The sequence below is a fragment of the Pseudomonas atacamensis genome, assembly GCF_017167965.1.
In the GTDB taxonomy this organism is placed as follows: domain Bacteria; phylum Pseudomonadota; class Gammaproteobacteria; order Pseudomonadales; family Pseudomonadaceae; genus Aquipseudomonas; species Aquipseudomonas atacamensis.
In genome coordinates, this window is the sequence record NZ_CP070503.1 from 405,660 (window position 1) to 427,775 (window position 22,116).

The window sequence follows — 22,116 nt, forward strand, 5'->3', positions numbered from 1 at the left end:
TTACGTCATTCCTATATGAATCTGACTGAACTCAAGCAAAAGCCGATTACCGAACTGCTCGAATTGGCCGAACAGATGGGCATAGAAAATATGGCCCGTTCGCGCAAGCAGGACGTGATTTTCTCCCTGCTGAAAAAGCACGCGAAAAGCGGCGAGGAAATCTCCGGTGATGGCGTGCTGGAGATTCTCCAGGACGGCTTCGGCTTCCTGCGCTCCGCAGACGCTTCCTACCTCGCCGGCCCTGACGACATCTACGTCTCGCCGAGCCAGATCCGCCGCTTCAACTTGCGCACCGGTGACACCATCGTTGGCAAGATCCGCCCTCCGAAGGAAGGCGAGCGGTATTTCGCCCTGCTCAAGGTCGACACGATCAACTTCGATCGTCCGGAGAACGCGAAAAACAAGATTCTCTTCGAGAACCTGACGCCGCTGTTCCCGACCGTGCGCATGAAGATGGAAGCCGGCAACGGTTCCACCGAAGATTTGACCGGGCGCGTGATCGACCTGTGCGCACCGATCGGCAAAGGCCAGCGTGGCCTGATCGTCGCACCGCCGAAAGCCGGTAAAACGATCATGCTGCAGAACATCGCAGCGAACATCGCCCGTAACAATCCTGAAGTTCACCTGATCGTGCTGTTGATCGACGAGCGTCCGGAAGAAGTGACCGAAATGCAGCGCACCGTGCGCGGCGAAGTGGTTGCCTCGACCTTCGACGAGCCGCCGACCCGTCACGTGCAGGTTGCTGAAATGGTGATCGAGAAGGCCAAGCGCCTGGTCGAACACAAGAAAGACGTGGTGATCCTGCTCGACTCCATCACTCGTCTGGCCCGTGCCTACAACACCGTGATCCCGAGCTCCGGCAAGGTATTGACCGGTGGTGTCGATGCCCACGCCCTCGAGAAGCCAAAACGCTTCTTCGGTGCCGCGCGTAACATCGAAGAAGGCGGCTCGCTGACCATTATCGCCACCGCGCTGGTTGAAACCGGCTCGAAGATGGACGAAGTGATCTACGAAGAGTTCAAGGGTACCGGCAACATGGAACTGCCTCTGGATCGCAAGATCGCCGAGAAGCGTGTGTTCCCGGCCATCAACATCAACCGCTCCGGCACCCGCCGCGAAGAGTTGCTGACCGCCGACGACGAACTGCAGCGCATGTGGATTCTGCGCAAGCTGCTGCACCCGATGGACGAAGTCGCCGCCATCGAGTTCCTGGTCGACAAGCTGAAAACGACCAAGACCAACGACGAGTTCTTCTTGTCGATGAAACGTAAATAGTACGCAGCTGATAAAAGGAGCGCTCCGCGAGGGGCGCTTTTTTTTGTCCGCGATTTATTTGTATCTGGATTGAAATTTGCGCGGCTGCTAACGTCGCGCCTTCAAGGGATTCTGTACCCAGAACAGGTAAGGTTTTTAATGCACACGTTTGGCAATCGCCGTGATATTGACGGCTTACGGGCACTGGCGGTACTTCCCGTCGTGCTGTTTCATTTCGGATTCAATACATTCAGCGGCGGCTTCGTCGGCGTGGATGTTTTCTTCGTCATCTCCGGATTCCTGATCACCTCGATCCTGTTTCGTGAAATCAGCGCCAAGCGGTTCAGCTTTGTCGATTTCTGGGCGCGCCGTGCCCGCCGCATCATTCCTGCCTTGACGGTGGTCATGCTGGTGACACTGGCGCTGGGTTGGCTGCTGCTGACGGCGAAGGATTTTTCCGAACTTGGCCGAACGGTGCGTTATCAGTCGCTGTTCATCTCCAATATTCTTTTCATGCGCGAGGACGGCTACTTTCAGCCGGCCTCCGATCTGAAGCCGTTATTGCACACCTGGTCGCTGGCGGTTGAAGAGCAGTACTACATTTTCTTCCCGTTACTGATGGCGGTGCTGGTTCGCTATTTCAGACAATGGCGCTGGATGTTGCTGGGATTGCTGTTGATTTCCTTTGGCCTGAACATCGCCTGGATTGAGCACAAGCCGGAATTCACTTTTTTTGCCTTGCCGACTCGTGCCTGGGAATTGTTGAGCGGGGCGATGCTCGCGGTAATGCCTGCGCCGAGACAGGCCGTACGACCGTGGCTGTACCAGATGGTCGGCATTGCCGGTCTGGCGGCGGTGCTGGTCGCCGTATTCACGTTTGACCGCTCAACAGTGTTTCCTGGATGGGCGGCGTTGCTGCCGGTATTGGGCACCACTGCACTGATCTGGTCAGGCGCTCAGGGCCCGAGCTGGGCCGCACGACTGTTGAGTCTGCGGCCGCTGGTCTGGATCGGCCTGCTGTCCTATTCGCTGTACCTGTGGCACTGGCCGATTTACGTGTACGCCAACGCCATTTCCATCGACGGTATCCAGCCGCTGGAGGCGCTCGCCTGGATTGCGCTGGCGCTAGCCCTGGCGTGGCTGAGCCTGCGCTACGTCGAATTGCCATTTCGGGAAAAGCGTTTGCTGGGCGAACGTAAATCGATACTGGCGGGGGCAGTGGTGGCGATTGCTGTACTGGTCGCGGTCGGTTCAGCGATTCGCTCGGCCGATGGTATCCCCGGGCGCCTGAGCGGTAAGGCTCTGGAATATGCCCAGGCCCGCGAGTGGCGCGCCGGGCAAATGAAATGCATGGTGGTGACGCAAGACAAATCGATCGACAAGGCCTGTCTGGTCGGCGGTGAACAGGACACGCCGCCGACCCAGGCGTTCTGGGGTGACAGCCATGCTGCTGCGTTGATGCCGGCCATCGAGGCCAATGCCCGCCGCGACGGTCGTTCGGTGTGGCTGTTCAGTATGAGCGCCTGTCCGCCGATTCTCAGCGACGAGCCGCGCCAGCGGTGCAAGGACTTCAATCAGCAGACCATGGACAAAGTGCTCAGCCTTGGCATCAAGGACGTGGTATTGGCGTCCAATTGGAGTCTTTACGTCTATGGTCGCGAGGATGGCGACAAGAAGGTTTTGCTCAACGCCCATGACGATACCGCCCAGGCTGAGCAACGCATGGCCGCCGCGTTGCGCGCGCGGGTGGCCGCCTTGCGCGCAGCCGGCGTCCAGGTCTGGCTGTTCAAGGAGGTGCCGCTGCAACGCAAGGGCACCATTAACCGCCTGACCAGTCTGGCAAGAGTCGGCCGTTCCGCCGAGGGACTGGGTCGTCCGCTTGAGGAACACCTGGCGCGCCAGCATTTTCTCGGCAGCTTGTTCACGTCCATGAGCGAAGCCGATCCGGGTGTTCACGTTATCGATCCGACGCCGATGATGTGTGCTGACGGGGTCTGCAGCATCGAGGTCAACGGCCACTCGCAGTACAAGGATGAGGACCATCTCTCGGACATTGGCAGCGCCAGACTGAGCCCGCTTTTTGCTCCGGTATTGCTGGGCACAAACCGGCATTGAGTACTGTCGGACTCTGACGGGCTGCTGTTTGCCCGTCAGAGCAGGTAGGATGTACGCCTATTTTGAGGGTGCCATCATCAATGAAATTCAAGGATCTTCGGGATTTCGTGCAGCAGCTTGAGCAGCGCGGAGAGTTGAAACGCATCCAGATTCCCGTCTCGCCGGTGCTGGAGATGACTGAGGTGTGCGACCGCACGCTGCGGGCCAAAGGCCCGGCATTGTTGTTCGAGAAGCCCACCGGTTACGACATTCCGGTGCTCGGCAACCTGTTCGGCACCCCCGAGCGCGTGGCCATGGGCATGGGCGCCGAGTCGGTCAGCGAACTGCGCGAAATCGGCAAGCTGCTGGCCTTCCTCAAGGAGCCGGAGCCGCCGAAGGGCTTGAAGGACGCGTGGTCGAAACTGCCGATCTTCCGCAAGATCATTTCGATGGCGCCAAAAGTCGTCAAAGACGCGGTGTGCCAGGAAGTGGTCATCGAAGGCGACGACGTCGATCTGGCGATGTTGCCGGTGCAGACCTGCTGGCCCGGCGACGTCGGTCCGCTGATCACTTGGGGCCTGACGGTCACCAAAGGCCCGAACAAGGAACGCCAGAACCTCGGTATCTACCGCCAGCAAGTGATTGGCCGCAACAAGGTGATCATGCGCTGGCTCAGCCATCGTGGCGGTGCTCTCGACTTCCGCGAGTGGTGCGAGAAGCATCCGGGCCAGCCGTTCCCGGTGTCCGTGGCCCTTGGCGCCGATCCGGCAACGATTCTCGGTGCCGTGACGCCGGTACCTGACAGCCTCTCCGAATATGCTTTCGCAGGGCTCTTGCGCGGTAACCGCACCGAACTGGTCAAGTGCAGGGGCAACGATCTGCAAGTGCCGGCCACCGCCGAAATCATCCTCGAAGGCGTGATCCATCCCGGCGAAATGGCCGACGAAGGTCCGTATGGCGACCACACCGGTTACTACAACGAAGTCGACAGCTTCCCGGTGTTCACCGTCGAGCGCATCACCCACCGGATCAAACCGATCTATCACAGCACTTACACCGGCCGCCCGCCGGATGAGCCGGCGATTCTCGGCGTGGCGCTGAACGAAGTGTTCGTGCCGATCCTGCAGAAGCAGTTCCCGGAGATCACCGACTTCTACCTGCCGCCGGAAGGCTGCTCGTACCGCATGGCCGTGGTGACGATGAAGAAGTCGTATCCGGGGCATGCCAAGCGCGTGATGCTCGGTGTCTGGTCGTTTTTGCGACAGTTCATGTACACCAAGTTCGTTATCGTCACTGACGACGATATCAACGCCCGCGACTGGAACGACGTGATCTGGGCCATCACCACGCGCATGGACCCCAAGCGCGACACGGTGATGATTGATAACACGCCGATCGACTACCTCGACTTCGCCTCGCCGATCTCCGGGCTGGGCTCGAAAATGGGCCTGGATGCCACCCACAAGTGGCCGGGCGAAACCACCCGCGAGTGGGGCCGCGTGATCGTCAAGGACGACGCCGTCACCCAACGGATCGATGCCATCTGGAATCAGTTAGGAATAGATTGATGCGTGTAACCCTGCAGCCTTCCGGAGCAGTGCTCGAGATACAGCCCGGTGAGCGGATTCTCGACGGTGCGCGGCGCCTGGGCTATGACTGCCCGCAAAGCTGCCGCAACGGCAATTGCCACGTGTGTGCAGCGCTGCTGGTGGAGGGCCGCGTCGAGCAGGCCGGCAAAGTCCACGATCATGGCGAGTTCTACACCTGCATCGCCGCACCGCTGGAAGACTGCGTGCTGTTGTGGGATGGCGTGCTCGCACTCGGTGAATTGCCGGTGCGCAGCCTGTCGTGTCAGGTCATCGAGTGCCGCGAGGTCGGCGGCGACACCTGGCGCGTGCGTCTACGGGCGCCGGCGGGCAAGCCGCCGCGCTATCACGCCGGGCAATATTTGATGATCGAGCGCGAGAACGGCGAGAAATCGGCGTTCTCCATGGCCTCGGCACCCCACGGCGGACGTGATCTGGAAATCCATGTGCTGGCGCGCGAAACCAGTGCGTTGAACCTGATCGAGCAGTTGCAACGCAACCCGATGGTGCGTGTCGAGTTGCCGTTCGGTGACACACATCTTGCGGAGCTGCCCGACGGTCCTCTGGTGTTGATCGCCGCCGGCACCGGCATGGGCCAGATTCACAGCCTGATCGAACATTGCCGCGCCGAAGGCTTCAAGCATCCAGTGCATCTGTATTGGGGCGTACGCCGTCCAGAAGATTTTTATGAGATCGAGCACTGGGACGAATGGCTGAAGCTGCCCAATCTGTTCCTGCACAAAGTGGTCAGCGACCAGTGCGGCTGGGAAGGGCGCTGCGGGATGTTGCACGAGGCGGTTTGCGAAGATTTCCCTGATCTGAAACCGCTGCATGTCTATGCCAGCGGGTCGCCAGCGATGGTTTACGGCACCTTGGACGCGCTGGTCGAGGCGGGCATGGATGCGCATCAGATGCGCGCCGATGTGTTCGCCTACGCGCCGCGCTCCTGATAATTATAACTTGGTATATAGCCGATCGGTATTTACGTTAAACAGTAAATACCGCTAGGTTATATATCAATCAGGCGATTAATCAGTGGCACTTAAATTGCCTTAAAACATATGTGCCTTATTGTTACAGCGGTGCGTTCTATTAAGTAATTCTTCACCCGCGGGGAGCTGAACGCTATTCGCCATGAGCGCCATTGAAAACGCAATTCTGAACCTGGCTTACCCTCCGCGGCTCGATCTTGGGCCGCAGCTGACGCACGAACAACTTCTCGCTTCCATGCAATCGACCATGGCGCGCCACAAGGGCGGGCCGGTGTGGCTGTTCGCGTATGGTTCGCTGATCTGGCGCCCGGAATGCACGGCAGTCGAGCGCATGCGCGGTCGGGTGCATGGCTACCATCGCGGCTTGTACCTGTGGTCCCACGAGCATCGGGGCACGCCGGAAATGCCCGGCCTGGTGTTCGGTCTGGATCGCGGCGGTTCGTGCAGTGGCTTTGCCTACCGCTTGCCGGAAGACAATCTCGATACCGCGCTGTATGCGCTGTGGAAACGTGAGATGCCGTTTCCGTCGTATCGACCACACTGGCTCAATTGCCGGCTCGAAGATGGCACTCAGGTGCAGGCCTTGGGCTTCGTGCTGGAGCGCCACCTGCCGAGCTATGCCGGCAACTTGCCGGATCATGTGCTCAGCCAGGTGTTCGCCAGCGCCAGCGGGCGCTACGGCACTACTCGCGATTATGTCGAGCAGACCGCGCATGCCCTGCGCAGCCACGCCATGCCAGACCGCAATCTGGAGGCGCGGCTCAAGCGCTGTAAATCACACAGCGATCAGGCGACCGCTTCACGGCTCTGACTGGCGACTTGCTTGTGCCACAGCGTTGGCGCAAGGAAGGCCATCGCCAGCAGGCAAGCGCCGACCAGCAGGACGAAACCGCCATCCCAGCCGAAGTGGTCAACGGTGTAGCCCATCGCCGCACTGGCTGCGACCGACCCCCCCAGATAACCGAACAGACCGGTGAAGCCCGCTGCGGTACCGGCGGCTTTCTTCGGCGCCAGTTCCAGCGCTTGCAGGCCGATCAGCATCACCGGGCCGTAGATCAGGAAGCCGATCGACAACAGGGCGATCATATCGACCATCGGGTTGCCGGCCGGATTCAGCCAGTACACCAGAGTCGCCACAGTCACCAGGGCCATGAACACCATGCCGGTCAGGCCACGGTTGCCACGGAAGATCTTGTCCGACATCCAGCCGCACAGCAGCGTGCCCGGAATGCCTGCCCACTCGTAGAAGAAATAGGCCCACGAGGTTTTATCCACGGTGAAGCCCTTGGCTTCCTTCAGGTACGTCGGCGCCCAGTCCAGCACGCCGTAGCGCAGCAAGTAGACGAAGACGTTGGCCAGAGCGATGTACCAGAGCATTTTGTTGCGCAGCACGTATTTGACGAAGATTTCCTTGGCGCTGAATTCGTCTTCGTGGCTGGCGTCGTAGCCTTCCGGGTAGTCGTTCTTGTACTGCTCGATCGGCGGCAGGCCGACCGATTGCGGGGTGTCGCGCATGGTGATGAAGGCGAATACCGCCACGCCCAGCGCGACCGCTGCCGGGACGTAAAACGCCGCGTGCCAGTCGTTGAACAGACCCATGCCGATCAGGAACAGCGGGCCGATCAGACCGCCGCCGACGTTATGCGCCACGTTCCACACCGAGACCACGCCGCCGCGTTCCTTCTGCGACCACCAGTGCACCATGGTCCGCCCGCTCGGCGGCCAGCCCATGCCCTGCGCCCAGCCGTTGATGAACAGGAGAATGAACATCATCGTCACGCTGGACGTTGCCCACGGCGCGAAACCGAAAATGAACATCACCCCGGCCGAGACCAGCAGACCGAACGGCAGGAAGAAGCGCGGGTTGGAACGGTCGGACACCAGGCCCATGAGGAACTTCGACAGACCGTAAGCAATGGCGATAGCCGACATCGCCAAGCCGAGGTCGCCACGGCTGTAGCCTTCGTCGATCAGGTACGGCATGGCCAGGGAGAAGTTCTTGCGCAGCAGGTAGTAACCGGCGTAGCCGATAAAGATGCCGGCGAAGATCTGCCAGCGCAGGCGGCGGTAGGTGCTGTCTATTTTTTCTTCAGGCAATGGAGCCTGATGTGCGGCAGGACGAAAGAAAGCAAACATTCAAGAGCTCCAGTTTTCTTGTTTTGACTGCGGATGCGAATGTTACAGTTTCGTTACCGAAAATAGCATCGCTTCACGTCGGCAAAACAGCGGAAATTTGGGCAGATGAGCGTTCCTTTATGAACATGTCGCTCTGAGATAAGAAGGCGGCGCTGAGGGGATGGTGGCTCGGGTGGGTTTCTGCGGTTTGACGTATGGAAGAGGCAGACCTCAACGCTAAAGCGATCCGGATGGTTGCTCCGGATCGCTCCATGTTGTTAACGAACCTGAACGACAACCTTGCCCACAGCCTTGCGCTGGCCAAGATCATCGATCGCCTGCGCGGCATTGCTCAGCGGATACACCTGCGACACCAGCGGTTTGAGTTTGCCCTCGGCAAACCAGGCGAACAGCTGCTGGAAGTTGGCTGCGTTGTCCTGGGGCTGGCGTTGGGCAAAGGAGCCCCAGAACACGCCGAGCACCGCCGCGCCTTTGAGCAGGGCGAGGTTGACCGGCAGTTCCGGGATGCGTCCGCTGGCGAAGCCGACCACCAGCAGGCGGCCGTTCCAGGCGATGGCGCGGATGGCCTGGTCGAACAGGTCGCCGCCGACCGGGTCGTAGATCACGTCGGCGCCCTGGCCGTCGGTGAGGCGTTTGATCTCGTCCTTGAGGCTGGCTTCGCTGTAGTTGATCAGCTCATCGGCGCCGGCAGCCTTGGCCACCGCGAGCTTCTCGGCGCTGCTGGCGGCGGCGATCACCCGGGCGCCCATGGCTTTGCCGATCTCCACAGCGGCGAGGCCGACGCCGCCCGACGCGCCGAGCACCAGCAGGGTTTCGCCCGGTTGCAGGTTGGCGCGTTGCTTGAGCGCGTGCATCGACGTGCCGTAGGTCATGCTGAATGCAGCGGCAATGTTGAAGTCCATCGACGGCGGAATCGGCAGGACGTTGTAGCCCGGCACCGCAACCTGCTCGGCAAAACTGCCCCAGCCAGTCAAGGCCATGACCCGGTCGCCGACTTTCAGATGGCTGACCTTTTCCCCGACTTCGCGCACCACGCCCGCCGCTTCACCGCCTGGCGAAAACGGGAAGGGCGGTTTGAACTGGTATTTGCCCTCGATGATCAGCGTGTCCGGGAAATTGACTCCGGCAGCGTGCACGTCCAGCAGGATTTCATTCTTTTTCAGGGCGGGACTGGCGACGTCTTCCAGCACCAGCGATTCGGCAGGGCCGAAGGCTTTGCACAGCACGGCTTTCATCAGGGCTATTCCTTTGGGAGTGATGGCCGATAAGTGTAGGTGTGTGAATCAACGGGTCAACGAGCATGCCCGGCCCTGATAGTCAGCCATAAGCTTGTGCTTGCGCGGCGGGTCGTTATGCTAGGCCGCAAACCGGATAAGGAGCGAATTGTGAAAGCGTGGATCATGTTGTTGCTGGCCCTGTCTCTGCCTGTGGCAGCACTGGCCGAAGAAGCCAAAGAAGGCGAGGCGCCGAAAGTCAATTACATCACCCTGAGCCCGCCGTTCGTCGGCAATTACGGCCTCGACGGCACGCCGAAGCTCAAGGTCTACAAGGCCGATGTGGCATTGCGTGTGACTGGTGAGGAGGCGACCAAACTGGTCAAGGCCAACGAGCCGTTGATCCGCAATCAGCTGGTGGCGTTGTTCACTCAGCAGTCGACCGAGGCGATGGGCAGCATCGAGGGCAAGGAAAAGCTGCGTCAGGAAGCGTTGAAGCAGACCCAGCAAGTGATGAATGACGAGACCGGCAAGCCTGTTGTTGAAGATCTGTTGTTCAACAACCTGATCATTCAGTAAGTCATTCGCTGTCCGGGCAGGCCTCTTCGCGAGCAGGCTCGCTCCCACATTCGACTGCATGTTCCTGTGGGAGCGAGCCTGCTCGCGAAAGCTATTTATCAGGCAAAAATGAATCAGGGTTTGAGCGCGATGACTGCCGCCCACTGCTCCGCCGTCACCGGCATCACCGACAACCGCGAGCCCTTCTGCACCAGCGGCAGCTCCGCCAGCGCCGTCTGCTTCTTCAAATAATCCAGCTTCAACACCCGCTCGAACGTCTCGACATGCTCGACATCAATCGCGCTCCAGGCATTTTTCTCCGGCGTAGCTTTCGGATCGAAGTAGTGACTGTCGGGCTCCAGCGCCGTCGGATCGGGATACGCTGCTTCGATAATTTTGCCAATCCCGGCAATCCCCGGTTCCGGGCAGCTGGAATGGTAGAAAAAGAATTCGTCACCGACCGCCATCGCCCGCAGGAAATTGCGCGCCTGATAGTTGCGAACCCCGTCCCAGCGCGCCTTGCCGAGCTTTTCCAGGCCCTTGATCGAGAGTTCGTCGGGCTCTGATTTCATCAGCCAGTAGGCCATGTCGTGTGCTCCTGAAGCGGTCATTGGGCAGGTTGTCGGGCAATTTTATGACAAACCGACAGTCGGTTGACGTCAGCGTTTGCGCACAGGTTCACGTTGCCGCAAAATGCCGGCCTTTAAAGCTTGACGCTGCTGCACGGCCTACGAACGGAAACCGCTGCTGTCATCGTGATGATGTGCCTTGAGGGGGGCAATCGATGAAACGCAAACCGGATTTGCTATGGACTTTGGTAATTTTGTTTGGCCTGGGCGTGGTAACCACCGGTTACGCGCAGAGCCTGTGGGCGAACAAGACCGACGCGCCGATTGAAGTGGCGCAACAGGTGCAACAGTCGACCGCTTTCAAACGCTGAACCTGTCTCTTCGACGCCGCTGTTCCATGCGGCGTCTACTCTGCGAAATACCACGCCTTGTCGGTGACCGTGCCTTGTAACGGCACATCCCAGCTCGCCTGCGCCAAACGCTCGACCTTCTGACACTCGTGGGCCAGGCCCAGCAGCGTCGGCTTGCGCCAGTTCTTGCGCCGGGCCAGATAGGCGAGGCTGCGATCATAAAACCCGCCGCCCATGCCCAGGCGCCCGCCGACATCATCAAACCCCACCAGTGGCAACAGCACCAGATCCAGCGCCCAGACCTTGCGTTGCCGAGCCAGATTGGCCCGGGGCTCGAGGATGCGGAAGCGATTGGGTGTGAGCTTTTCGCCGGGGCGGATGCGCTGGAAGACCATTTTCGTTCGTGGCCACGCGCTGAGTACCGGCAGATAAGTCGCCTTGCCACGACGCTGGGCTTCGCGCAGGAGCAGGCGCGGATCGATTTCACCGTCGGTGGGCAAGTACAGGGAGATATGTTTCGCCCGGCGAAAGTGCGGGTCTTGCGCCAATTGCCGGAACAGGCCTTTGGCAGCCTGCCGTTGTTCGCCCGGCGTCAGTGCGCGGCGCGCCTTGCGCAGCAGGCGGCGGAGTTGCGGGCGGGGCAGCAGCGCGGGTTCGGTCATGGTTCGGCTTCGGCAGGTGGATGCAAAAACGATACGCATAAAAAATCCGATGTCGGCATACACCGACATCGGATTCGAATCAGGCTCCCCGGATGAACCGCTGTCAACTCAGCCCTTGAACCCGAAAGTTCAAGGTGGAAGAAGCAGTAGACTTTAAGGCTTTCCGTCTAGCGGACATGCACACCAGCCCAACGTGCAACTTCCAGGGTAGTGCGAATCGGCTCCGGGACATCGTCAACTGGCAAGCACCCCAGGGAGTGCCGCGAGTATACCTCAAGCTGTCAGTCGAATCAGCCCTTGGCGGTGTTCTGATCGTCGGCCAGGACCAGATCGACACGATCGAGCAAGTCGCGTACCTGTTCGCGGGTCGAACCGCTGGCCTGGATGTCCGGGCGCTCTTCTTTGTGCAACAGGTCGTGGGTGATGTTCAGCGCGGCCATCACGGCAATGCGGTCGGCGCCGATGACTTTGCCGCTGCTGCGGATCTCGCGCATCTTGCCATCCAGGTAGCGGGCGGCGCTGACCAGATTGCTGCGTTCCTCCGGCGGGCAGATGATCGAATACTCTTTGTCGAGGATCTGCACGGTAACGCTATTGCTTGAACTCATGAGTCTTGCTCCAGGGCCTTGAGGCGCGAAATCATCGATTCGACCTTACGCCGGGCGATTTCGTTTTTTTCAATGAGGTGAGCGCGTTCCTCGCGCCAGGTTTTTTCCTGAGCTAGTAAGAGTGCGTTTTGACTCTTAAGTTGCTCGACTCGGCCAATCAGCAGTTCGAGTCTGGCCATCAGCGCTTGCAGGTCGGTGTCTTCCATTGGGTCCACGTGTTCGTCTGATGGGTGGTGACTGGCGGACAGCCTTTAATGGTCTTGGCGGGGCTGTCGATGTAGGATACAAGGCCTTCATTCTAGACATAGCGCCGTCTGGCGCCTAGCTGCCCATGACCATTGCGAATTCCCCGTACCAAGCCTTTGCCACCCTGCTGACTGCCAGCGGCCACAACGTCTCGCCTGCCGAACTGCACGGCGTGCTGCTCGGGCGCAGTTGCGCCGGGGCCGGCTTCGATCACGAAGGCTGGCTGATCGACGCCGCCGAACTGCTCGAAGGCGAGATCCAGGACAACGTCCGCAACGCCCTGATCGGCCTGCAGGAGATGGTCAAAGGCGAGCTGACCGGCGACGACGTCACCGTCGTTCTGCTGCTGCCGACCGACGATGCACCGCTGGCGGACCGCGCTGCCGCACTGGGCGAGTGGTGCCAGGGCTTCCTCAGCGGTTTCGGCCTGAACTGCCGCGACAGCAGCATGCTCAGCACCGAAGCCACCGAAGTGCTGCAGGATCTGGCCGCCATTTCCCAGGTGCAGGACGCGCTGGAAGAATCCGAAGACGGCGAATCCGACTACATGGAAGTCATGGAATACCTGCGCGTCGCGCCGTTGCTGCTGTTCTCGGAAACCAAAAAAGCCGATGTGCCGCCAGCCGCCAAGCCGTCGTTGCATTAATCGCGTGCCAGGGAAAGCCATCTGCCCATGACCCATATCCCCAAAGCGGAATACAGCCGTCGCCGCAAGGCCCTGATGGCGCAGATGGAACCCAACAGCATCGCGATCCTGCCCGCCGCCGCGGTGGCCATCCGCAACCGCGACGTCGAGCACGTCTACCGTCAGGACAGCGACTTCCAGTACCTCAGCGGTTTTCCCGAGCCACAAGCCGTCATCGTCCTGATGCCCGGCCGCGAGCACGGCGAGTACATCCTGTTCTGTCGTGAACGCAACGCCGAACGCGAATTGTGGGATGGCCTGCGCGCCGGGCAGGAAGGCGCGATCCGCGAATATGGCGCCGACGATGCTTTTCCGATTACCGACATCGACGACATTCTCCCGGGCCTGATCGAAGGCCGCGACCGGGTGTATTCGGCGATGGGCAGCAACCCCGAATTTGATCGGCACCTGATGGACTGGATCAACGTGATCCGCTCCAAGGCGCACCTCGGCGCGCAGCCGCCGAATGAATTCGTTGCCCTGGATCATCTGCTGCACGACATGCGCCTGTATAAATCGGCGGCAGAAGTGAAGGTGATGCGCGAAGCCGCGCGGATTTCGGCGCAGGCGCATATCCGCGCGATGCAGGCCAGTCGTCCGGGGCTGTATGAATACAGCCTCGAAGCCGAACTGGATTACGAATTCCGCAAGGGCGGGGCGAAGATGCCGGCCTACGGTTCGATTGTCGCCGCCGGGCGCAACAGCTGCATCCTGCATTACCAGCAGAATGACGCGTTGCTCAAGGACGGCGATCTGGTGTTGATCGACGCCGGTTGCGAGATCGACTGCTACGCCAGCGACATCACCCGTACGTGGCCGGTCAACGGCAAGTTTTCGCCGGAGCAGAAGGCGATCTACGAGTTGGTGCTGGCTTCCCAGGAAGCGGCATTTGCCGAGATCGCCCCTAACAAGCACTGGAATCAGGCGCACGAAGCCACGGTTCGAGTGATTACCACAGGGCTGGTGAAACTCGGTTTGCTACAAGGCGAGGTCGACGAGTTGATTGCGAGCGAAGCCTACAAAGCTTTCTATATGCACCGCGCCGGCCACTGGCTGGGCATGGATGTGCATGACGTCGGCGAGTACAAGGTCGGCGGCGAATGGCGCGTGCTGGAGGTCGGCATGGCGTTGACCGTGGAGCCGGGCATCTACATCGCCGCGGACAATCAGAACGTGGCGAAGAAATGGCGCGGTATTGGCGTGCGTATCGAGGATGACGTGGTCGTGACCCGATCCGGTTGTGAAATCCTCACCAGCGGCGTGCCGAAAACCGTCGCCGAGATCGAAGCGCTGATGGCACAAGCAAGGACACACGCAGCATGAGTCGAGTCAATCTGGCAATCATCGGTGGCGGTCTGGTCGGCGCCAGTCTGGCGTTGGCGTTGAAGGCCGGGGCCAAGGCGCAGGGCTGGAAGATCGTCCTGATCGAACCGTTCGCCCCCGGCGACAGCTGGCAGCCGAGCTACGACGCCCGCTCCTCGGCGCTGTCGTTCGGCTCGCGGCAGATTTATCAGCGCCTGGGCGTGTGGCAGGAAATTTCCCGCCGCGCCGAGCCGATCAAACAGATTCATGTCTCCGACCGTGGCCGCTTCTCCACCGCGCGCTTGTCGGCGATGGAAGAGGGTGTGCCAGCGCTCGGTTACGTGGTGGAAAACGCCTGGCTCGGCCAGTGCCTGTGGCAGCACCTCGACAAAGACGTGATCACGTGGCGCTGCCCGGCGGAAGTCATGCGCATGGAGCCGTTGGCCGATGGCTATCGCCTGACCCTCAACGATGAAACCACCCTTGAATGCGACCTCGCGGTGCTCGCCGATGGCGGCCGCTCCGGGTTGCGCGAACAGTTGGGCATCAACGTGCGCAAGCGCCCGTACAACCAGAGCGCGCTGATTGCCAACATCACCCCGAGCGAAGCGCACAACGGTATGGCCTTCGAGCGCTTTACCGATGAGGGGCCGATGGCCCTGCTGCCGCTGCCGGACAATCGATGCGCATTGGTGTGGACGCGGCTGGGCATGGACGCGCAGCGTCTGACTGAATTGAGCGAGCGTGATTTTCTCAGCGAGCTGCAAGGTGTGTTCGGTTACCGCCTCGGCACTTTGAAACAGGTCGGCGCACGGCATCTTTATCCGCTGTCACTGATCGAAGCTGAAGAACAGGTGCGTTCGCATCTGGCCGTGCTCGGCAACGCCGCACACAGCCTGCACCCGATCGCCGGCCAGGGCTTCAACCTGTCGCTGCGTGACGCCGACGCCTTGGCTGCCGCGCTGCTGGCCAGCGACAAGCCGCTGGGCGACTTCGCCACGTTGCAGGCCTATCGCGAACGGCAGCGCCTCGATCAGGACCTGACGGTGGGCTTCTCCGATCAGGTCACGCGCCTGTTCGGCAGCACCCAGCCGCTGGTGTCGCTGGGGCGCAATCTCGGCCTGCTCGGCCTCGACCTGCTGCCGCCAGCCAAACGCTGGTTCGCCCGGCAGGCGATGGGCCTGGGAACCCGTCCGGATGCTTGAGTGGCTGAGCAAAAAATTCGGCAAGGCACGATTGATGCGCTGGGTAATGACCTTCTACCCGCCGTATCTCGGCGCCGGAGTGCGCGTTCGACACATCAGTGGCGACTTTCGCGATGTGCAGGTGTCCATGGGGTTGGGCTGGTACAACCGCAACTACGTCGGCACCCAGTTTGGCGGCAGTCTGTATTCGATGGTCGACCCGTTCTTCATGTTGATGCTCATGGAAAACCTCGGTCCGAAGTACATCGTCTGGGACAAGGCCGCCGACATCGATTTCATTGCGCCGGGCAAAGGCCTGGTGTTCGCCCGGTTCAACATCGACCAGACCCTGCTCGACGAGATCCGCCGGCAGACCGCCAACGGCGATAAATACCTGCCGCAGTTGCAGGTCGACATTCATGACGGCGCCGGCAACCTTGTGGCGCGGGTCGGTAAAACCCTTTACGTGCGGCTCAAGCCGCAAGCGAGACAGGCCTAAAGCATGGAAATGCGCGCAGATCTGCTGATTGTCGGAGCCGGAATGGTCGGCAGCGCCCTGGCGCTGGCGCTACAGGACAGTGGGCTGGAAGTGCTGTTGCTCGACGGTAGCCCGTTGAGCGTGAAGCCGTTCGATGCCGAAGCGGCGTTCGAACCGCGCGTCAGCGCGTTGTCGGCGGCGAGCCAGCGCATTCTCGAACGCCTCGGCGTCTGGGACGGCATCGCCCAGCGGCGCAGCAGCCCGTACACCGACATGCACGTCTGGGACGGCAGCGGCACCGGGCAGATTCATTTCTCGGCGAGCAGCGTACATGCCGATGTGCTCGGCCACATCGTCGAAAACCGCGTGGTCCAGGATGCGCTGCTCGAGCGTTTGCATGATTGCGACCTGGGCATGCTGGCCAATGCGCGGCTGGAGCAGATGCGTCGCTCCGGCGACGACTGGCTGCTGACCCTGGCCGATGGCCGCACCTTGCGCGCGCCGCTGGTGATCGCGGCGGACGGCGCCAATTCAGCGGTGCGCCGTCTGACCGGCGTGGCGACCCGCGAGTGGGATTATCTGCATCACGCCATCGTCACCAGCGTGCGCTGCAGCCAGCCGCACCGCAAAACCGCCTGGCAGCGCTTTACCGATCACGGGCCGCTGGCGTTTTTGCCACTGGAGCGTGACGGTCAGCAGGACTGGTGCTCGATCGTCTGGTCGACCACACCGGCTGAAGCCGAGCGCTTGATGGCGCTGGAAGAGACTGCGTTTTGCGCTGAGCTGGAGCGAGCCTTCGAGGGGCGCCTCGGTGAAGTCATCAGCGCCGACCCGCGTCTGTGCGTGCCGTTGCGTCAGCGTCACGCCAAGCGCTACGTCGCTGAGGGCCTGGTCTTGATCGGTGATGCGGCGCACACCATTCACCCCTTGGCCGGGCAGGGTGTGAACCTTGGTTTCCTCGATGCGGCGGTGCTGGCGGAAGTGTTGCTGCAAGCGCATGAGCGCGGTGAGCGCCTGGCAGACGTGAAGGTGCTGAGCCGCTACGAGCGTCGGCGCATGCCACACAATCTGGCGCTGATGGCGGCGATGGAAGGCTTCGAGCGGTTGTTCCAGGCCGACCCGCTGCCGCTGCGCTGGTTGCGCAATGCCGGGTTGAAGCTGGTCGAGCAGATGCCCGAGGCGAAGGCGTTGTTTGTGCGCGAGGCGCTGGGGTTGACCGGGGATCTTCCAGCTCTGGCAAAGCCCTGACCGCCTCATTGAGGCTGATGGCCCCTTCGCGAGCAGGCTCCCACAGTTGAGATGCATTCCAATATGGGAGCGAGCCTGCTCGCGAAAGCGTCCGCCCACTTACCGCAGTTTTGAGTCGTGCAACATCTGGTAACGCCTTCCCCCAGTGTTCGATTGTGGTGGTAAATGTGAGTCCTTATCATTTGGCCCACCTTTCCCGACCGTGAGACCACTCCCATGTTGGCACCCAAGCGTCTTCTGACCGCACTGGCCTTGACCCTGATCGGCAGCACCACTGCCCAGGCCGCCGATGAGGTGGTGGTTTACTCGTCGCGTATCGATGAGCTGATCAAACCGGTATTCGATGCCTACACCGCCAAGACCGGGGTGAAGATCAAGTTCATCACCGACAAGGAAGCGCCGCTGATGCAGCGCATCAAGGCCGAAGGTGAAAACGCCACAGCCGATCTGCTGCTCACCGTCGATGCCGGCAACCTGTGGCAGGCCGAGCAGATGGGCATCCTCCAGCCATTCACCTCGAAAACCATCGACACCAACATTCCAGCGCAATATCGCTCGTCCACCCACGCCTGGACCGGCCTGAGCCTGCGCGCGCGGACCATCGCCTACTCCACCGAGCGGGTGAAGCCGGGCGAACTGACCACCTATGAAGCGCTGGCCGACAAGAATTGGGAAGGCCGCCTGTGCCTGCGCACGGCGAAGAAGGTCTACAACCAGTCGCTGACCGCGACCATGATCGAAGTCCACGGCGCCGAGAAGACCGAGAAAATCCTCAAGGGCTGGGTCAACAACCTGTCCACTGACGTGTTCTCCGATGACGTTGCAGTGCTGGAAGCGATCAACGCCGGGCAGTGCGACGTTGGCATCGTCAACACCTACTACTACGGTCGCCTGCACAAGCAGAAGCCTGAATTGCCGGTGAAGCTGTTCTGGCCGAATCAGGCCGATCGCGGTGTGCATGTGAATCTGTCGGGCATCGGCCTGACCAAACATGCACCGCACCCGGAAGCGGCCAAGGCCCTGGTCGAATGGATGACCACGCCTGAGGCGCAGAAGATTTTTGCTGACGTGAACCAGGAATTCCCGGCCAACCCGGCGGTGGCGCCTTCGGAAGAAGTGGCGGCGTGGGGCAAGTTTGTCGCCGATACCTTGCCGGTTGAGGTGGCGGGCAAGCGTCAGGCCGAGGCGATCCGGATGATGGATCGGGCGGGGTGGAATTGAAGCGTTTCGTGTAACTGTCGATCGTTCCCACGCTCCGCGTGGGAATGCAGCCCTCGACGCTCTGCGTTGTGCCGCTGAAAGCGTGACGCGGAGCGTCACAGGATGTGTGCCCACGCAGAGCGTGGGCACAATCATTTGAACGAGATTGTTTCCTTGGCCCACCCCGCCCAACGCCGCTGGTACCCCATCGTCTTCGCCATCGCCGCGCTGGTGTTGTTGCCGCTGAGCGTGCTGCTGTTGTCGTGGCAGACCATCGATCAGCAGATCTGGTCGCATCTGTGGCAAACCCAGATGCCGCGACTGCTCGGCAATACCCTGACGCTGATCCTCGGCGTCGGTGTCGGCGTGACCCTGCTGGGTGTCAGCCTCGCGTGGCTGACCAGCCTCTGTGAATTCCCCGGTCGGCGCTGGCTCGACTGGGCGCTGATGCTGCCCTTCGCCATCCCTGCCTATGTACTGGCGTTCGTCTTCGTCGGCCTGCTGGATTTCGCCGGCCCCGTGCAGTCCCTGTTGCGCGAATGGTTCGGCAGCGGCCTGCGCCTGCCACGGGTGCGTTCCACCGGCGGGGTGATCGTGGTGCTGGTGCTGGTTTTTTATCCCTACGTTTATCTGCTGGCGCGCACCGCATTCCTGGCTCAGGGCAAAGGCCTGATGGAAGCGGCGCGGGTGCTCGGGCAGTCGCCGTGGCAGGCGTTCTGGCGGGTTGCGCTGCCGATGGCGCGTCCGGCGATCGGCGCGGGCGTGGCGCTGGCGCTGATGGAAACCCTGGCCGATTTTGGCGCGGTGTCGGTGTTCAACTTCGACACCTTCACCACGGCAATCTACAAGACCTGGTACGGCTTCTTCAGCCTGCCCAGCGCCGCACAACTGGCCAGTCTGTTGCTGCTGGTGGTGATGCTGGTGCTGTACGGCGAGCGCCGTGCGCGCGGGGCGAATCGGGCAAGCAATGAGCGGCCACGGGTGAAAGCGCTGTATCACCTGCGCGGGCTCAAGGCGTTGGCGGCGACAGGCTGGTGTGCATTGGTATTCGCCTGCGCCTTCGTTATCCCGGTGCTGCAACTAATCGTCTGGTTCTGGCAGCGTGGGCGCTTCGATCTGGATGAACGCTACGCCGGGCTGATCCTGCACACGCTGTATCTGGGGGCGATGGCCGCGCTGATCACCGTCAGCGTTGCGCTGTTGCTGGCGTTTGCCCGGCGTCTGGCGCCGACCCCAGCCATCAACTCCGGGGTCGGTCTGGCCAATCTCGGCTACGCCTTGCCCGGTTCGGTGCTGGCGGTGTCGATCATGCTCGCCTTCAGTTATCTGGATCGTGAACTGGTGATTCCGCTCTCCGCCTGGCTCGGTGGTGCCGGCAAACCGTTGCTGCTCGGCAGCCTCGCGGCGTTGCTGATGGCTTATCTGGTGCGCTTCATTGCCGTCGCCTACGGGCCGCTGGAAAGCAGTCTGGCGCGTATACGGCCATCTTTGCCTGAAGCGGCACGTAGCCTGGGTGTCAGTGGGCCGCGACTGTTTTTCAAAGTGTATCTGCCGCTGTTGCTGCCCGGCACCTTGAGCGCGGCGTTGCTGGTGTTCGTCGATGTGCTCAAGGAAATGCCCGCGACCCTGCTGATGCGCCCGTTTGGCTGGGACACGCTGGCGGTGCGCATCTTTGAAATGACCAGTGAAGGCGAATGGGCGCGCGCCTCATTGCCGGCATTGACGCTGGTGCTGGTCGGGTTGTTGCCGGTGATCGGATTGATTCGACGTTCGGCGCACCGAAACTAGGGGGCGTTCTCGATTGGTTTCCCCACCGCGCCGGGCCTGCTGTTGTGCAGGGCAAGACGCGAGAAGCGTGGTTTGGTTGTTCCAAATAAGCTTCGAGCAACGCAGCCCTGCACAACAGCAGGCCCGGCCCTCCGGGTTGTGCCTAAAAGCGAGCCAGCCTGCGTTGCAGGCCTTGAAAAGGGAATACCATTCCCAGCGGCCTGCGCCTTGCCTGGCTCGCTTTTAGGCGACAACGCGGTGGGGAAACCAATTGAGAACGCCCCCGTAGTCGTCAGTCCTACATCATGCGGCTACAATGCGCGGCATTCGGTGCGGTTCGTCTGACAGACCCGTGCGCTGGAATCGGCTGAAAGCCTTATTCATCAAGGCTTTCCGCCGTATAGCGGCGGTCCGCACCCTCGCCACGCCCGGAAGGAGAAACCCATGGGACAGCGTACGCCTCTGTATGACCTGCACCTCGCGCTCGGCGCGAAGATGGTCGATTTTGGCGGTTGGGACATGCCACTGCATTACGGCTCGCAGGTCGAGGAGCACCACGAAGTGCGCCGCGATTGCGGGGTGTTCGATGTTTCCCATATGACCGTGATCGATGTCACCGGCGTCCAGGCCAAAGCCTGGCTCCAGCATTTGCTGGCCAACGACGTCGAACGTCTGCACCGCACCGGCCGGGCGTTGTACAGCACCATGCTCAATGAGCGCGGCGGCATCGTCGACGACATGATCGTCTATCGCCTCGACGACGCGTACCGGCTGGTGTTCAACGCCTCGACCCGCGATCAGGATCTGGCCTGGATGAACGCCCAGCTCGGCGCCTACGACGTGCAACTGCACGAGCGCGCCGAGCTGGCGATGCTCGCCATCCAGGGCCCGCAGGCCCGGCACAAGATTGCCGAACTGGTCACCCAGTCCCGTGCCACGCTGATCCAGCAACTCAAACCTTTCGAAGGCGCCATCGACGGCGACTGGTTCATCGCGCGTACCGGTTACACCGGCGAGGATGGCCTGGAAATCTGCCTGCCCGCGAATCAGGCGCCGGGTTTCTTCAACGACCTCGTCGGCGCCGGCATTTCGCCGATTGGCCTCGGTGCCCGTGACACCTTGCGGGTCGAGGCTGGGATGAACCTGTACGGTCAGGACATTCATCAGGACGTTTCACCGCTGGCCTCGAACATGGCCTGGAGCATCGCCTGGGAGCCGGCCTCGCGGCAGTTCATCGGCCGCGCGGCGCTGGAGGCGGAAAAAGCCGCCGGTGTGGCGCACAAACTGGTCGGTCTGGTACTGGAAGAACGCGGGGTTTTGCGTGCTCACCAGGTGGTTCGCATCGCCGATGTTGGCGAAGGGGAGATCACCAGTGGTAGTTTCTCTCCTACGCTGAGCAAATCGATTGCCCTGGCGCGTGTACCGATGGCAACCGCCGACCGCGCCGAAGTGGAAATCCGTGGCAAGTGGTACCCGGTACGGGTGGTCAAACCGACCTTCGTGCGCCATGGCAAAACCTTGATCTAACCTTTTCTGGCGGGTATGACCGCTGACCAATTTCCGAGGAACCGAAGATGAGCGATATCCCTGCCGAACTGCGTTTTGCCGAAAGTCATGAATGGGCGCGTTTGGAAGCCGACGGCACCGTCACTGTGGGCATCAGCGATCACGCGCAGGAAGCGCTGGGCGACGTGGTGTTCGTCGAACTGACCGAAGTCGGCAAGGTGTTCGCCGCCGGTGATCAATCCGGCGTGGTCGAGTCGGTGAAAGCCGCCTCCGACATCTACGCCCCGGTCAGCGGTGAGGTCATCGCGATCAACGAAGACCTGAGCGGCTCGCCCGAACTGCTGAACTCCGACCCGTACGTCGCGTGGATCTTCAAGCTCAAGCCAAGCGACAAGGCCGAGCTGGACAAGCTGCTGGATGCGGCGGCTTACAAGGCTGCCATCGGCGAGTAACTTGCCGGCGCGCCCCAAAGCCCCG

22 protein-coding genes and 1 other RNA gene are annotated in these 22,116 nt (G+C 61.3%); 16 read left to right on the forward strand and 7 right to left on the reverse strand.

The window, feature by feature from the left end; all coding sequences use genetic code 11:
* The first annotated feature begins 15 nt into the window (after positions 1-15).
* From rho to JWU58_RS01880, 5 genes are all read left to right on the forward strand, one after another.
* Positions 16-1,275 (forward strand): transcription termination factor Rho, encoded by a 1,260-nt coding sequence (gene rho, locus JWU58_RS01860; RefSeq protein WP_003229334.1) that lies wholly within the window; start codon positions 16-18, stop codon positions 1,273-1,275.
* A gap of 138 nt (positions 1,276-1,413) precedes the next feature.
* A complete protein-coding gene (locus JWU58_RS01865) occupies positions 1,414-3,369 on the forward strand; it encodes an acyltransferase family protein (protein ID WP_206421404.1) in 1,956 nt (651 codons plus the stop codon).
* 80 nt (positions 3,370-3,449) lie between these two features.
* Positions 3,450-4,916, forward strand: coding sequence for a 4-hydroxy-3-polyprenylbenzoate decarboxylase (ubiD, locus tag JWU58_RS01870; RefSeq protein ID WP_039757427.1), 1,467 nt, complete (start codon positions 3,450-3,452; stop codon positions 4,914-4,916).
* Positions 4,916-5,884 carry a CDP-6-deoxy-delta-3,4-glucoseen reductase gene (locus tag JWU58_RS01875; protein WP_206421405.1) on the forward strand — a complete coding sequence of 323 codons (969 nt, stop codon included), beginning with the start codon at positions 4,916-4,918 and terminating at the stop codon, positions 5,882-5,884. The genes ubiD and JWU58_RS01875 overlap by 1 nt, the downstream gene beginning before the upstream one ends.
* Positions 5,885-6,068: 184 nt before the next feature.
* The gene (locus JWU58_RS01880) at positions 6,069-6,737 is read left to right on the forward strand and encodes a gamma-glutamylcyclotransferase (RefSeq protein WP_024014748.1); all 669 of its coding nucleotides are present in this window, start codon (positions 6,069-6,071) and stop codon (positions 6,735-6,737) included.
* Here the strand turns inward: JWU58_RS01880 and glpT are convergent.
* Positions 6,713-8,062, reverse strand: a complete 1,350-nt coding sequence (glpT, locus tag JWU58_RS01885; protein ID WP_024014747.1) for a glycerol-3-phosphate transporter — start codon at positions 8,060-8,062, stop codon at positions 6,713-6,715. The two genes, JWU58_RS01880 and glpT, sit on opposite strands and share 25 nt — an antisense overlap.
* 257 nt (positions 8,063-8,319) lie before the next feature.
* Entirely contained in the window at positions 8,320-9,297 is a 978-nt protein-coding gene (locus tag JWU58_RS01890) for an NADPH:quinone oxidoreductase family protein (RefSeq protein WP_206421406.1), read from the reverse strand.
* A gap of 150 nt (positions 9,298-9,447) precedes the next feature.
* On the opposite strand from JWU58_RS01890, the gene JWU58_RS01895 reads away from it, so the two are divergent.
* The gene (locus JWU58_RS01895) at positions 9,448-9,855 is read left to right on the forward strand and encodes a flagellar basal body-associated protein FliL (RefSeq protein WP_041476900.1); all 408 of its coding nucleotides are present in this window, start codon (positions 9,448-9,450) and stop codon (positions 9,853-9,855) included.
* Positions 9,856-9,968: 113 nt separating this feature from the next.
* Here JWU58_RS01895 and JWU58_RS01900 read toward each other — a convergent pair whose 3' ends face one another.
* Positions 9,969-10,421, reverse strand: a complete 453-nt coding sequence (locus JWU58_RS01900) for an EVE domain-containing protein (protein WP_024014744.1) — start codon at positions 10,419-10,421, stop codon at positions 9,969-9,971.
* Positions 10,422-10,618: 197 nt separating this feature from the next.
* Between JWU58_RS01900 and JWU58_RS01905 the strand changes: the two genes are divergently transcribed.
* Positions 10,619-10,774: a hypothetical protein gene (locus JWU58_RS01905; RefSeq protein ID WP_024014743.1), complete on the forward strand. Its 156-nt coding sequence runs from the start codon at positions 10,619-10,621 to the stop codon at positions 10,772-10,774.
* Between the two features lie 35 nt (positions 10,775-10,809).
* Here the strand turns inward: JWU58_RS01905 and JWU58_RS01910 are convergent, their stop codons facing one another.
* The 4 genes from JWU58_RS01910 to JWU58_RS01925 all read right to left on the reverse strand — a co-directional run bounded on the left by JWU58_RS01910 (position 10,810) and on the right by JWU58_RS01925 (position 12,229).
* Entirely contained in the window at positions 10,810-11,415 is a 606-nt protein-coding gene (locus JWU58_RS01910) for a 5-formyltetrahydrofolate cyclo-ligase (protein WP_024014742.1), read from the reverse strand.
* Between the two features lie 81 nt (positions 11,416-11,496).
* Positions 11,497-11,675: non-coding RNA, 6S RNA (gene ssrS / locus JWU58_RS01915), on the reverse strand.
* Positions 11,676-11,705: 30 nt separating this feature from the next.
* A complete protein-coding gene (locus tag JWU58_RS01920; RefSeq protein WP_016772632.1) occupies positions 11,706-12,023 on the reverse strand; it encodes a cell division protein ZapA in 318 nt (105 codons plus the stop codon).
* Positions 12,020-12,229: a TIGR02449 family protein gene (locus tag JWU58_RS01925; protein ID WP_007911197.1), complete on the reverse strand. Its 210-nt coding sequence runs from the start codon at positions 12,227-12,229 to the stop codon at positions 12,020-12,022. Before JWU58_RS01925 ends, JWU58_RS01920 begins: the two co-directional genes overlap by 4 nt.
* A 125-nt stretch (positions 12,230-12,354) precedes the next feature.
* Here JWU58_RS01925 and JWU58_RS01930 point away from each other — a divergent pair, with 125 nt between their 5' ends.
* From JWU58_RS01930 to gcvH, 9 genes are all read left to right on the forward strand, one after another.
* Positions 12,355-12,915 carry a YecA/YgfB family protein gene (locus JWU58_RS01930; protein WP_123441789.1) on the forward strand — a complete coding sequence of 187 codons (561 nt, stop codon included), beginning with the start codon at positions 12,355-12,357 and terminating at the stop codon, positions 12,913-12,915.
* Between the two features lie 27 nt (positions 12,916-12,942).
* Complete coding sequence (gene pepP, locus JWU58_RS01935) at positions 12,943-14,277, forward strand: Xaa-Pro aminopeptidase (protein WP_206421407.1); 1,335 nt, start codon at positions 12,943-12,945, stop codon at positions 14,275-14,277.
* The gene (ubiH, locus tag JWU58_RS01940) at positions 14,274-15,461 is read left to right on the forward strand and encodes a 2-octaprenyl-6-methoxyphenyl hydroxylase (protein ID WP_206421408.1); all 1,188 of its coding nucleotides are present in this window, start codon (positions 14,274-14,276) and stop codon (positions 15,459-15,461) included. Before pepP ends, ubiH begins: the two co-directional genes overlap by 4 nt.
* A complete protein-coding gene (locus JWU58_RS01945; RefSeq protein ID WP_206421409.1) occupies positions 15,454-15,939 on the forward strand; it encodes a DUF4442 domain-containing protein in 486 nt (161 codons plus the stop codon). The genes ubiH and JWU58_RS01945 overlap by 8 nt, the downstream gene beginning before the upstream one ends.
* A gap of 9 nt (positions 15,940-15,948) precedes the next feature.
* Positions 15,949-17,166, forward strand: coding sequence for a 2-octaprenyl-3-methyl-6-methoxy-1,4-benzoquinol hydroxylase (locus tag JWU58_RS01950; RefSeq protein ID WP_177433303.1), 1,218 nt, complete (start codon positions 15,949-15,951; stop codon positions 17,164-17,166).
* 216 nt (positions 17,167-17,382) lie between these two features.
* On the forward strand, positions 17,383-18,387 hold the full coding sequence (locus tag JWU58_RS01955) for an extracellular solute-binding protein (protein WP_073470981.1): 1,005 nt from the start codon (positions 17,383-17,385) through the stop codon (positions 18,385-18,387).
* Positions 18,388-18,540: 153 nt separating this feature from the next.
* Positions 18,541-20,154, forward strand: coding sequence for an ABC transporter permease (locus JWU58_RS01960; protein ID WP_206421410.1), 1,614 nt, complete (start codon positions 18,541-18,543; stop codon positions 20,152-20,154).
* Between the two features lie 423 nt (positions 20,155-20,577).
* Positions 20,578-21,660: a glycine cleavage system aminomethyltransferase GcvT gene (gcvT, locus tag JWU58_RS01965; protein ID WP_024014735.1), complete on the forward strand. Its 1,083-nt coding sequence runs from the start codon at positions 20,578-20,580 to the stop codon at positions 21,658-21,660.
* A gap of 47 nt (positions 21,661-21,707) precedes the next feature.
* Complete coding sequence (gene gcvH / locus JWU58_RS01970) at positions 21,708-22,091, forward strand: glycine cleavage system protein GcvH (protein ID WP_123441785.1); 384 nt, start codon at positions 21,708-21,710, stop codon at positions 22,089-22,091.
* Positions 22,092-22,116: the final 25 nt, after the last annotated feature.

Excerpts from the sequence above, each read along its gene's own strand:
- rho (WP_003229334.1), top strand. The coding sequence starts at position 16 with ATGAATCTGACTGAACTCAAGCAAAAGCCGATTACCGAACTGCTCGAA.
- JWU58_RS01865 (WP_206421404.1), top strand. The coding sequence starts at position 1,414 with ATGCACACGTTTGGCAATCGCCGTGATATTGACGGCTTACGGGCACTG.
- ubiD (WP_039757427.1), top strand. The coding sequence starts at position 3,450 with ATGAAATTCAAGGATCTTCGGGATTTCGTGCAGCAGCTTGAGCAGCGC.
- JWU58_RS01875 (WP_206421405.1), top strand. The coding sequence starts at position 4,916 with ATGCGTGTAACCCTGCAGCCTTCCGGAGCAGTGCTCGAGATACAGCCC.
- JWU58_RS01880 (WP_024014748.1), top strand. The coding sequence starts at position 6,069 with ATGAGCGCCATTGAAAACGCAATTCTGAACCTGGCTTACCCTCCGCGG.
- glpT (WP_024014747.1), bottom strand. The coding sequence starts at position 8,062 with ATGTTTGCTTTCTTTCGTCCTGCCGCACATCAGGCTCCATTGCCTGAA.
- JWU58_RS01890 (WP_206421406.1), bottom strand. The coding sequence starts at position 9,297 with ATGAAAGCCGTGCTGTGCAAAGCCTTCGGCCCTGCCGAATCGCTGGTG.
- JWU58_RS01900 (WP_024014744.1), bottom strand. The coding sequence starts at position 10,421 with ATGGCCTACTGGCTGATGAAATCAGAGCCCGACGAACTCTCGATCAAG.
- JWU58_RS01905 (WP_024014743.1), top strand. The coding sequence starts at position 10,619 with ATGAAACGCAAACCGGATTTGCTATGGACTTTGGTAATTTTGTTTGGC.
- JWU58_RS01910 (WP_024014742.1), bottom strand. The coding sequence starts at position 11,415 with ATGACCGAACCCGCGCTGCTGCCCCGCCCGCAACTCCGCCGCCTGCTG.
- JWU58_RS01920 (WP_016772632.1), bottom strand. The coding sequence starts at position 12,023 with ATGAGTTCAAGCAATAGCGTTACCGTGCAGATCCTCGACAAAGAGTAT.
- JWU58_RS01925 (WP_007911197.1), bottom strand. The coding sequence starts at position 12,229 with ATGGAAGACACCGACCTGCAAGCGCTGATGGCCAGACTCGAACTGCTG.
- JWU58_RS01930 (WP_123441789.1), top strand. The coding sequence starts at position 12,355 with ATGACCATTGCGAATTCCCCGTACCAAGCCTTTGCCACCCTGCTGACT.
- pepP (WP_206421407.1), top strand. The coding sequence starts at position 12,943 with ATGACCCATATCCCCAAAGCGGAATACAGCCGTCGCCGCAAGGCCCTG.
- ubiH (WP_206421408.1), top strand. The coding sequence starts at position 14,274 with ATGAGTCGAGTCAATCTGGCAATCATCGGTGGCGGTCTGGTCGGCGCC.
- JWU58_RS01945 (WP_206421409.1), top strand. The coding sequence starts at position 15,454 with ATGCTTGAGTGGCTGAGCAAAAAATTCGGCAAGGCACGATTGATGCGC.
- JWU58_RS01950 (WP_177433303.1), top strand. The coding sequence starts at position 15,949 with ATGCGCGCAGATCTGCTGATTGTCGGAGCCGGAATGGTCGGCAGCGCC.
- JWU58_RS01955 (WP_073470981.1), top strand. The coding sequence starts at position 17,383 with ATGTTGGCACCCAAGCGTCTTCTGACCGCACTGGCCTTGACCCTGATC.
- gcvT (WP_024014735.1), top strand. The coding sequence starts at position 20,578 with ATGGGACAGCGTACGCCTCTGTATGACCTGCACCTCGCGCTCGGCGCG.
- gcvH (WP_123441785.1), top strand. The coding sequence starts at position 21,708 with ATGAGCGATATCCCTGCCGAACTGCGTTTTGCCGAAAGTCATGAATGG.